The 10,927-nt window shown below is 63.9% G+C and carries 9 protein-coding genes; 1 reads left to right on the top strand and 8 read right to left on the bottom strand.

Annotation, left to right across the window (positions count from 1 at the left end; genetic code table 11):
- On the top strand, positions 1 to 533 hold a 533-nt coding region (locus tag AX735_RS25635; protein ID WP_066276550.1), incomplete at its 5' end, for a hypothetical protein.
- Between the two features lie 80 nt (positions 534 to 613).
- Here AX735_RS25635 and AX735_RS04940 read toward each other — a convergent pair.
- The 8 genes from AX735_RS04940 to AX735_RS04905 all read right to left on the bottom strand — a co-directional run bounded on the left by AX735_RS04940 (position 614) and on the right by AX735_RS04905 (position 10,630).
- Positions 614 to 2,641 (bottom strand): 3-hydroxyacyl-CoA dehydrogenase NAD-binding domain-containing protein, encoded by a 2,028-nt coding sequence (locus AX735_RS04940; RefSeq protein WP_066276546.1) that lies wholly within the window; start codon positions 2,639 to 2,641, stop codon positions 614 to 616.
- Between the two features lie 18 nt (positions 2,642 to 2,659).
- Positions 2,660 to 3,880: a serine hydrolase domain-containing protein gene (locus tag AX735_RS04935; RefSeq protein WP_066276543.1), complete on the bottom strand. Its 1,221-nt coding sequence runs from the start codon at positions 3,878 to 3,880 to the stop codon at positions 2,660 to 2,662.
- A gap of 33 nt (positions 3,881 to 3,913) precedes the next feature.
- Positions 3,914 to 4,705, bottom strand: a complete 792-nt coding sequence (locus AX735_RS04930) for an SDR family NAD(P)-dependent oxidoreductase (protein WP_066276540.1) — start codon at positions 4,703 to 4,705, stop codon at positions 3,914 to 3,916.
- A 29-nt stretch (positions 4,706 to 4,734) separates the two neighbouring features.
- Entirely contained in the window at positions 4,735 to 5,517 is a 783-nt protein-coding gene (locus tag AX735_RS04925) for an SDR family NAD(P)-dependent oxidoreductase (RefSeq protein WP_066276534.1), read from the bottom strand.
- Positions 5,514 to 6,587 carry a phosphotransferase family protein gene (locus tag AX735_RS04920; RefSeq protein ID WP_066276531.1) on the bottom strand — a complete coding sequence of 358 codons (1,074 nt, stop codon included), beginning with the start codon at positions 6,585 to 6,587 and terminating at the stop codon, positions 5,514 to 5,516. The genes AX735_RS04925 and AX735_RS04920 overlap by 4 nt, the downstream gene beginning before the upstream one ends.
- A 21-nt stretch (positions 6,588 to 6,608) precedes the next feature.
- Positions 6,609 to 7,691: a Zn-dependent alcohol dehydrogenase gene (locus AX735_RS04915; protein WP_066276523.1), complete on the bottom strand. Its 1,083-nt coding sequence runs from the start codon at positions 7,689 to 7,691 to the stop codon at positions 6,609 to 6,611.
- A 189-nt stretch (positions 7,692 to 7,880) separates the two neighbouring features.
- On the bottom strand, positions 7,881 to 9,170 hold the full coding sequence (locus AX735_RS04910) for an acyl-CoA dehydrogenase family protein (RefSeq protein ID WP_066276521.1): 1,290 nt from the start codon (positions 9,168 to 9,170) through the stop codon (positions 7,881 to 7,883).
- Between the two features lie 26 nt (positions 9,171 to 9,196).
- Positions 9,197 to 10,630, bottom strand: coding sequence for an MFS transporter (locus AX735_RS04905; protein ID WP_171007722.1), 1,434 nt, complete (start codon positions 10,628 to 10,630; stop codon positions 9,197 to 9,199).
- Positions 10,631 to 10,927 lie beyond the last annotated feature (297 nt).

Below are 10,927 nucleotides of genomic sequence, written 5' to 3'. Positions count from 1 at the left end.
ACCATGCCGAGGTGATTGCCAAGCTCGAACCCGCGCTGCCGACCATCCGCGAGATCGTTGCCCGTGATCCGGGCAACGTCCAGAATGCGGGATTCCTGGCAAGCGCTCTGACGATCACCGCGAATTCGCAGGGCGCGCTGGGCAAGATCGACGCGATCCCGCCGCTCTACAAGGAAGCCGCGCCCCAGTGGATGAAGGTTTACGAAGCGGACAAGGCAAATGCGGGCGTGCGCAACACGTTGGTGGCCATTTTGGTCAATCTCGGCAATTTCAGCCTGACGCAGCAGGACAAGGTCGGTGCCAAGCCGCATTTCGAGCAGGCTCTGGCCATCGCCAAGGAAGGCCGCGCGTCTGATCCGGCCAATGCCGATCTCGCCAATGCCGAATTTTCCAGCCTGATCGGTCTCAACCAGGCGACGGGCGAGGCAAGCTTTCTCGAGGCTGCCAAGCCGGTCGGCACCGAGCTTCGCGAAAAGGGCATTGTTAGCGCGGCGAACAAGCCCGCCGTGGATGCCATTCTCGGCGCGGCATAAAAAAACGTTATACGCCAAAAGAAAGCCCCGCCGGATCGCTCCGGCGGGGCTTCTCGTATCCGGTCGAAGGAGAAGGGCGCTCAGAACCCTTCGTTCTTCTCCGCCTTTTCCGCGAGCAGCGGCGAGACGGAAAAGCCGTGCTTCTTCAGCCCCTCGACGATCTTCGGCGTTCCTTCGAGGCCTGCCCAGAACATCGGGCCGCCGCGGTAAACCGGCCAGCCATAGCCATAGATCCACACGACATCGATATCCGATGCGCGCTGCGCCATGCCCTCTTCCAGGATCATCGCGCCTTCGTTGACCATGGTGTAGAGCGTGCGCTCGATAATTTCCTGATCACTGATCTCGCGCTTGGGCATGTTCGAGCGTGAACGGAAATCCTCGATGATTTCGGCGACGCGTGCGCTGGGCGTGGGGTTGCGCTTCTCGTCATAGTCATAGAAGCCCGCGCCCTTCTTCTGGCCCCAGCGATCCTCGGCGCACAAGGCGTCGCGGATGCTCTCTATCCGGCTCGGATTGCGGTGCCAGCCGATATCGACGCCGGCAAGGTCGCTCATCTGGAACGGCCCCATCGGCATGCCGAACTCGACATGCACACGGTCGATCTGTTCGGGCGTTGCGCCTTCCATCAGCAGCTTGTTGGCTTCGACCTGGCGCGGCATCAGCATGCGGTTGCCGATAAAGCCGTGACAGACGCCTGCGACCACCGCGACCTTCTTGATCTTCTTCGACAGGTTCATGACCGTCGCCAGCACGTCATCGGCGGTCTTTGCACCGCGCACGACCTCGAGCAGCTTCATGACATTGGCGGGCGAAAAGAAGTGCATGCCGAGCACGTCCTGCGGACGGCTGGTGGATGCAGCGATCTCGTCGACATTGAGATAGCTGGTGTTGCTCGCCAGGATCGCGCCGGGCTTGGCAATCGCGTCGAGCTTGCCGAACACCTCCTTCTTGACGTCCATATTCTCGAAGATCGCCTCGATGATCAGGTCGCAATCGGCGAGATCGTCGAGCGAGAGCGAGGGGGTGAGCAGGCCCATCGCCTTTTCCACCTGCTCGGTGGTCAGACGGCCCTTGGCCGCGCTGGCTTCATAGTTCTTGCGCACCACGCCGACACCGCGATTGAGCGCCTCTTCGGCCTGTTCGACGATGGTCACCGGAATGCCTGCCGACAGGAAGTTCATGGTGATGCCGCCGCCCATCGTGCCAGCGCCGATCACACCGACCTTGGCGATCGGGCGCAGCGCGATGTCGCTGGCAATTCCGTCGATCTTGCTTGCCTTGCGTTCGGCGAAGAAGATGTGCCGCTGCGCTGCCGATTGCGATCCGAACATCAGCTTCATGAACTCGGTGCGCTCGAACTCCAGACCCTCGGCAAAGGGCAGGCGGGTCGCCGCTTCCACACAGGCGATGTTCGCTGCCGGTGCGTCAAAGCCGCGGAACTTGCGGGCATTCTCCTTCTTGAAGGCCTCGACGGCTTCGGGGTCGGCCTTGGCCTCGCGCTCGCTGATCCGCGGGACGGGGCGCACGCCCTTGACCTTCTCGGCAAAGGCGAGCGCGCCTTCGAGCAGCTTGCCTTCCTCGACGACTTCATCGACCAGGCCCCATTGGTTGGCCAGTTTGGCCGGGATCGGATCGCCCTTGGCGGTCATCTCGAGCGCGGCCTTGACGCCGACCACGCGCGGCAGCCGCTGCGTGCCGCCGGCACCGGGCAGCAGGCCGAGCTTCACCTCGGGCACGCCCAGCTTCGCCGAGGGAACGGCGACGCGATAATGCGCGCAAAGGGCCGTTTCCAGGCCGCCGCCGAGTGCGGTGCCGTGGATCGCCGCGACCACCGGCTTGTCGAGCGCTTCCATCTTGGCGATGACGGCGGGCAGCATCGGTTCGACCGGGGGCTTGCCGAATTCAGTGATGTCGGCCCCGGCGAAGAAGGTCTGGCCGGCGCAGATCAGCACGACCGCCTTGATGCTGTCGTCGCTGGCGGCTTCATCGAATGCCTTGTCGAGGCCGATGCGCACGGCCGCGCCCAGCGCGTTGACCGGCGGGCTGTCCGAGGTGACGACGAGAATGTCGCCATGTTTTGCGGTGGAAATGGGAGAATCGGTCATGGTTCTGGTTCCTTGAGCTTATTCGACCGCGGCGTAGAGCATCGACTTGATCTCGCGCCGGATCGGGTAGGTGCTGGACGGCATCAGCTGCGTCATGAAGATCATGATCACATCCTCTGCCGGGTCGACGAAAAAGGCGGTGGAAAACATGCCGCCCCAGTAGAAATCGCCATTCGAGCCCGCGACGCCGGTCGCGGCATTGTCGATGGTGGTGGCAAAGCCGAGGCCGAAGCCTGCGCCGGCATTTTCCGCCTCGCTGAAAAGCGCCTTGCTGTGCTGCGTCAGATCGCCGCCGCCGGGCAGGTGGTTGGCGACCATCAGGTCGAGCGTCTTGCGGCCGAGGATGCGCGCGCCTTCCAGACGACCACCATTGAGCAGCATGCGGCAGAAGCGGTGATAGTCGGCAAGTGTCGAAGCCATGCCGCCGCCGCCCGAAAGCTGGCTGGGCTTGCGGCCCCAGGCGGTGGTCGCGCCAGGATCGTAGAGCTTCATCTTTTCGGTCGGGTGGAAGACGTAGCAGTCAGGCACGCGATCGAGCTTGTCTTCAGGGATCTGGAAATGGGTGTCGACCATGCCGAGCGGCTTGGTGATGCGATCCGCGATGACCTGGTCGAGAGGCTTGTCGTCCATCCGCTGGAGGATCGCGCCGAGGATGTCGGTCGAGATCGAATAGTTCCACGCGGTGCCGGGGTCGAACTGCAACGGGATCTGCGCCAGGATCTTGATGAATTCCTCGAGATCGGGCCCCGCAAAGGCCTCGAGCTTGCGTGCGCGATAGGCCGCGTCGATCGGCGTGCGCTCTTGAAAACCGTAGGTCAGGCCCGACGTGTGGCGCAGCAGGTCGATCATCCGCATCGGCTGGGTCGTCGGACGGGTGACGAAGGGCTGCGCGCCGCCACCTGAGACGAACACGCCGAGGTCCTTCCACTCGGGGATGATGCGATGCACCGGATCGGACAGCGCGATCCGGCCTTCCTCGACCAGCTGCATGAACGCGACCGAGGTGATCGGCTTGGTCATGCTGGCGATGCGGAAGATCGCATCCTGTTGCAGCGCCTGCCCCTCGCGCGCATTGCCTTGCAGCGAGAGATGCGCGAGCTCGTGCCCGCGGCCGATCAGCAGGGCGGCGTGCGGCAGGCGACCGGTATCGAGATATTTGGACTGGATATGGGCAGGGATGCGCTCGAGCAGGGCGTGGTTGAAGCCAAGGTCAGCCGGATCGGACACAGAGAGAGTCATCAGGTAACTTTCATTTCTCCAGGGAGGGAAGGTTCAGGTGGCGGTCTGGCCGAAACGCTGGCGCGCATAGGGATGCGAGCTGGTAAGCCCGCCATCGACGACCAGCGCATGGCCGTTGACATAGCTCGAACGGTCCGACGCCAGGAACAGGGCCGCCTCGGCAATCTCGTTCGGCACGCCGCCGCGCTGCATCGGGTTGAGCTGGCCGATCTTGTCCTCGAAGCCCTTCTCGCGCGCCTTGGTATAGATGAACTCGGTCATCCCGGTCTCGATCAGCCCCGGGCAGATGGCGTTGCAGCGCACGTTGCTGCCGGTGAGCTGCTGCGCACCGATGCGTACGAGGTTGATCACGCCCGCCTTGCTCGCGGTATAGGCAGGGCCGCCGGCACCCGAACGCAGCCCCGCGACCGATGCGGTGCAGATGATCGAGCCGCCCTGGCCGCTATCGGCCATGACCTTGCCTGCATGCTTGATCGCGAGGAACGGGCCGATCAGGTTGATCTTGAGGATGCGCTCCCATTCCTCGACGGTCTGGTCGAAAATGCCCTCGAAACCGCCCGAGACGCCGGCATTGGCGAAGAATATATCGAGCCGACCATGCAGCTCGAGCGCCTTGGCAACGAGCATCTGCACATCGGCTTCGCTGCTGGCATCAGCCTGAACGGCGGTAATGGCATCAGGGTTCTGCGCGGCGGTCTCGTCCTGCTTGCCGGTAATGTCGGTGGCGATGACCTTCGCGCCGTGCTTGGCGAACAGCAGCGAACTCGCGCGGCCTATGCCGCTGCCCGCGCCGGTAACGATTGCAACCTTGCCCTGCAAATCCATGGAAATCCCTCTCGCTCTGTTTTCGCCGCTTATAGCGCCGCTGCTATGGTTGTGCCGCCATCGATCACGATCGACTGGCCGGTGATATAAGTCGACGCATCCGATGCCAGAAACACAGCTGCGCCTGCAATCTCGTCGGGCTGGCCGATACGGCGCAGCGGAGTGATCCGGCGAACATAGCCCATCACCTTCTCGTCCTCCCACAGCGCGCGCGCCATGTCGGTCTGGATCAGGCCGGGCGCGATGCAATTCACGCGGATCGCGTCGGGTCCCAGCTCATAGGCGAGGTTGCGCGCCAGCTGGAAGTCCGCCGCCTTGCTGATATTGTAGACGCCGATACTGCCCGATCCTTGCATCCCGCCGATCGACGAGATGATGATCACCGATCCCTTGCCCGCCGCCTTCATGTCGGGCAGCGCCATCTGGACCAGCCAGTGGTTGGACAGGATGTTGTTGTCCATGATCTTGCGGAACTGGTCGTCGCTGATGCCCGCCATCGGCCCGTAATAGGGGTTGCTCGCGGCATTGCAGACGAGGATGTCGATCGGCCCCAGCTCGGCCCGGGTGCGGTCGACCAGGTTCTGCAGGTCTTCCTTGCGCGAGATGCTGGCGGCGACGGCGATCGCGGTGCCTGCGCCATGTTGCGCGTTAAGCTCGTCGGCGACGGCATCGCAGGCATCCTGATTGCGGCTCGAAATTGCCACCTTCGCCCCGTGCGCGGCATATTTGCGCGCGATCGCCGCGCCAATTCCGCGCGAGGAGCCAGTGACGATCGCCACGCGTCCGGTCAGATCGAATGTCCCGTCGCTCACTGCGCGCCGGCCTTCTTGGCATATTCCCACGCTGCCTGTGCGAGCGGGATCACGCGCTGCGCCATCTGCGCGGCCTGCGCGCTCGATGCCGTGCCGTCGATCACGCGCTTCTTGATCCCCTGCAGGATCGCGGCGATGCGGAACTGGTTATAGGCGAGATACCAGTCCATGTCGGGCACCTCGTCCAGCCCGGCTTTCTCGACATAGCGGGCCAGCGCCTCTTCGAGCGTCGGGATGCCCAGCGCCTTGACGTCGACGCCGAGCAGACCGTTGCGGCCCTCGGCGGGCTGGACCCAGCTCATCAGGAAGTAGCTGAGGTCCGCGATCGGATCGCCCAGCGTCGACAGCTCCCAGTCGAGCAGCGCTATGACCCTGGGCTCGTCATGCGCGAAGATCATGTTGTCGATGCGGAAATCGCCATGCGCGATGCCGAAGCCGCGCTGGTCGGGCACGGTCTTTTCCAGCCACTCGATCAGCCGGTCCATTTCCGGAATCGTCTCGGTCTCGGACAGGCGATACTGCTTGGTCCAGCGCGAGATCTGGCGCGCGCAGTAATTGCCCGGCTTGCCATAATCCTCCAGGCCGATCGCGGCAGGATCGAAGCTGTGCAGATGCGCCAGCGTATCGATCATCGCATTGTAGATCGCGGTGCGCTGTTCGGGGGTCTTGCCGGGCAGCGTTCCGTCCCAATAGCTCGCGCCGTCGGTGAACGCCATCACGTAGAACATCGATCCGATGACCGAGTCATCCTCGCACAGCCCGAACTGGCGCGAGACAGGGAACCCCTGATCGTAGAGCGCCGCCTGCACTCGATATTCGCGGTCCACCGCATGCGCAGAGGGCAGCAGCGGGCCGAAGGGCTTGCGCCGCAGCACATAGGCCGCGCCCGGCGTCGTCACCTTGTAGGTCGGGTTCGACTGGCCGCCCTTGAACTTGGAAAGGGTGAGCGGACCTTCAAAGCCTTCGACATTCGCCTCGAACCAACGGGTGAGACTGGCTTCGTCGAGCCGGTCCTGTTCGGGCACGTCCATCGTGCCGGTCATCGTCGCCTGTGCGTCGATCTGTTCCATCAGATTCTATCCCCACCTAATTCAATTATAGACGATCACTGATCGCGCAGAATCGCCGACCCTGAGCGCCTCGAAGGCTTCGTTGATGCGTCCCAGCGGCAAGCGTTCGGCAATGATCGTGTCGAGGTCAAGCATTCCGCGCATGTAGAACTCGACCAGGCGCGGGATTTCAACCGGAAATCGGTTGTCGCCCATCAGCGAGCCCTGCAGCTTCTTGCCCTGCAGCAGTTCCATTGCCGACAGGCCGACCTTCTCGGCGAGCGGCATCATGCCCAGGATCGTTGCCGTGCCGCCACGCCGCAGCACCTTGACTGCCATATTGGCCGAAGCCGGACGACCGACCGCCTCAATGGCATGGTGCACGCCGCCCTTGGTCAGTTCGATCACCTGTTCGGCCGCGCCATCCGCGCTGGCATCAATACAGTCGGTCGCGCCGAGCTTCTCGGCGAGCGCGCGCTTGTCCGCCACCGGATCGATCGCGATGATCCGGCCCGCGCCTGCAATCTTGGCTGCGTTCACTGCCGCGAGGCCGACGCCGCCGCAGCCGACAATCGCAACCGTCTCGCCCGGCGTCACGTCCGCTGCGTTGAACACGGCGCCCGCGCCGGTCGTCACCGCGCAGCCGATTACGCAGGCGCGATCGAGCGGCATGTCGGGGTCGATCGCGACGCAGGCATGTTCGTGCACCAGCATCTGTTCGGCATAGGCCGACAGGTTGAGCAGCTGGTTGACCGGTGCGCCGTCCATGCTGAGCCGCGGGTGCTGGTGCGGCCCGCGCTTGGTATCCTGCCCGGTGCACAGCGCCATGCGCCCGGTGACGCAGAATTCGCAATGCCCGCAATAGGCGCTGAGGCACGTGACTACCGCATCGCCGGGCTTCACCGTGGTCACGCCATCGCCCACCGCCTCGACAATGCCGGCAGCCTCATGGCCGGGGATGAAGGGCAGGGGAGCGGGATAGCTGCCATCGACGAAATGCAGGTCGGATCGGCACACGCCGGTGGCCGCGGTGCGGATCAGCACCTCGCGCGGGCCGGGCTTGTCGATGGTGACGTCGCGGATCTCGAGCGGCTTGCCCGGTTCGAAACAGATGGCAGCTTTCATGGGTCTCTCCAGTACTCCTCGCCCCTTCACGGGACAGGACAGCGAGGCTTGGTCCGGCACATCCGGGCCCTAGCCGGACTTGGAGGGGGCGGCGTGCTTGCGCAGACGCTGCAGCCCCTCCAACTGCGCCTGGCGGGCAAGCCCGCCAGGCTTCGTATCCTCTCCCCCGAGAGGGAGAGGAGGCTTGAGTCACCGCGCCACGCCCAGATCACCCGAGGTGAACCCACCCTCGGCATCGTTGGCGCCGTGCTTGCCCATTTCGAGCCGCGCGATGGTGCGGTTGTGGACCTCGTCCGGACCGTCGGCGAGGCGCAGCGTACGCATGTGCGCATAGGCCTTGGCGAGGCCGAAATCCTCGCTGACACCCGCGCCGCCATGCGCCTGGATGGCATCGTCGATGACCTTGAGCGCGATGCGGGGGGCTGCGACCTTGATCATCGCGATCTCGGCCTTGGCGTACTTGTTGCCGACCTTGTCCATCATGTCCGCCGCCTTGAGGCAGAGCAGACGCGTCATCTCGATATCGATGCGTGCTTCGGCGATCCGCTGTTCCCAGATCGAATGCTCCGAAATCCGCTTCCCGAAGGCAACGCGCGACTGGAGGCGGCGGACCATCTTGGCCAGCGCCTCTTCCGCCACCCCGATGGTGCGCATGCAGTGATGGATGCGGCCCGGCCCGAGGCGGCCCTGCGCAATCTCGAAGCCGCGGCCTTCACCGAGCAGCATGTTGCTCGCCGGGATGCGCACGTCCTTGAGCTCGATCTCCATATGGCCGTGCGGCGCATCGTCGTAGCCGAACACCGGCAGGTGGCGCAGGATGTTCACGCCGGGCGCGTCGAGCGGCATCAGCACCATCGACTGTTGCGCGTGGCGCTTGGCCTCGAAATCGGTCTTGCCCATCACGATCGCGATCTTGCAGCGCGGATCGCCGGCTCCGGACGACCACCATTTGCGGCCGTTGATCACATATTCGTCGCCCTCGCGGCGGATCGAGGTCTCGATATTGGTCGCATCCGACGAGGCGACCTGCGGCTCGGTCATCAGGAAGGCCGAGCGGATCTCGCCGTTCATCAGCGGCTTCAGCCACTGCTCCTTGTGCGCGGCGGTGCCATAGCGGTGCAGCACTTCCATGTTGCCGGTATCGGGCGCGGAGCAGTTGAAGATCTCGCTCGCCATCTCGACCCGGCCCATTTCCTCGGCGCACAGCGCATATTCGAGGTTGGTAAGGCCGGGGCCATCGAATTCGAAGCTGTCGTCGACATGCGGCAGATTGGGGTTCGAAGGCGGCATGAACAGGTTCCAGATGCCTGCAGCCTTGGCCTTGGCCTTCTCGTCCTCGATAACCTGCAGCACCTTCCAGCGGCCACCCTCGGCCTGCTGCGCGTAATAGTCCTTCACGCGCGGGCGGACATGCGCCTCGATATGGCTGCGGACGCGGTCGCGCCAATAGGCCTGGCGTTCGGTAAGGTCAAAATCCATGGCTCATCTTCCTTTCGTGAAACTCATCAGGATTGTGCGATCTGGGCCAGCCGCGCCTCGTGATCGGCGCGGCCCAGGGGAAAGCGGGTGAACAGCCACGCGCAAACGAGTCCGATCACGGTGGTGGCGATGGCAAAGGTCAGCGCGAGCCGGTCGATCACGTCCGGCGCGACCTGGCCCGGCTGAGCATTGTCGGGGAAACCGGCAATGGCGAGGATCAGCGCCGAGGCGAGGATGCCGAGCCCGCCGATACATTTCTGCATGAAGAAGAATCCGGCGAAGAAGATGCCTTCGGTCCGCTTGCCGGTCTCGGCCTCGCTGGCGTCGGTGACATCGGCGATCATCGAGCTGATCATCATCATTGCGCAGATGCCGAAGGTGATCGACAGCGCGATCAGCGACAGGATCACGATCGTGATCGTGCCGCCGCCGGTTGCCGGAAACAGGCCCGCAAGCCGAAGCCAGTAGGGCGCGGTCGCGAACATCAGCGACAGCAGCGAGGCGATCGCTGCGGTGCGCGGCTTTTCGAGGCGGCGCGACGCCGGCCCGACGATGAAGAAAGCAACCGCGACTCCCAGGAACAGCACGAACGGGTAGATGTTGAACACGCTCTGCTCGAATTCCCAGACGTACAGCATCAGATAGTTCTGCAGCGCGAAGAAAAGCCCCTGATTGGCAAAGGCGCACATTCCGGCGGCGAGCAAAAGCTGGAACGGCTTGAAGCGCAGCGCGGCGACGAAGTCCCTGAGGCCATGCGAATGCGCGGCGGGACCATCGGTATTGGGATGTGCGAGCAGCCGGTGCGTTCCCAGCGCCGAGACCACCACCGAGACGATCATCACGACAGACCCGACCAGCGCATAGCGATGATAGCCATTGGGGTTGAGCACGCCATTGTCATAGCCGGGCTCGGGCACCAGCAGCAGCGCATAGGCGGCATAGAGCATGACGAGGCCGCCCATCCAGCCGAACAGGAAGCGATAGCGCAGCACCTCGGTGCGTTCGTGATAGTCGCGCGTCATCTCCGGCAGCATGGCGAGCGCCGGGACCTCATAGGCCGAAAACGAGAAGCGCACCGCCATCGCCACGGCAATGAGGTAGAAGAACAGCGCGCCGTTGCTCCATTCTGGCGGGTTCCAGAGCAGCAGCCAGGAGAGCGCGATGGGCAGCGCTGCGCCATAGAGCCAGGGATGACGACGTCCCCAGCGGCTGCGCGTCGCATCCGACCGGTGGCCGACAAAGGGATCGAAAAAGGCGTCGGCCACCAGCGCCAGCGCGACGGCAAGGCCGACCTGCTCTGCCGGCATGCCAATGACCTGATTGAAATAGATCAGCAGAAAGACGGCAAAGCCGTTGTCCTTGATGCCATAGGCGACCGAACCGAATCCGAAGGCGAGCTTGGTGCCCATCGACACCTTTTGCGCGGATGCGGGCAGGGGAGGGACTCCGGCAACGGTCATGCGATGCAGCTTTGCCCGCCGCCGAGCAGCACGTTCGCTCGGTGCCGATGCACCTGCGTTGCGATGGCCGGTATGGCCCGCTGCATTGATTCTCTCCCGTTCGTGTCCTTGGGCTGATACCATATGGCAGCTACCGTAAACGTCAACCGCCGTGAGGGTGACGTTACGGCATCCGGCCTAGGATTCAACAGGCTTGCAGCCGCCTTGCCTCCACCATAGACTGGGCCGCGACGGACGGTTTTGGGGTCACGTCCGTCAATGAGGTGTAATTTGGGGTGTGGTCACCGGGCTGCATGG

Source organism: Blastomonas sp. CCH1-A6 (genome assembly GCF_001556365.1).
GTDB lineage: Bacteria > Pseudomonadota > Alphaproteobacteria > Sphingomonadales > Sphingomonadaceae > Blastomonas > Blastomonas ursincola.
The sequence above is the reverse complement of the archived record's forward strand: the minus strand, read 5'-3'. Positions and strand labels throughout refer to the sequence as shown.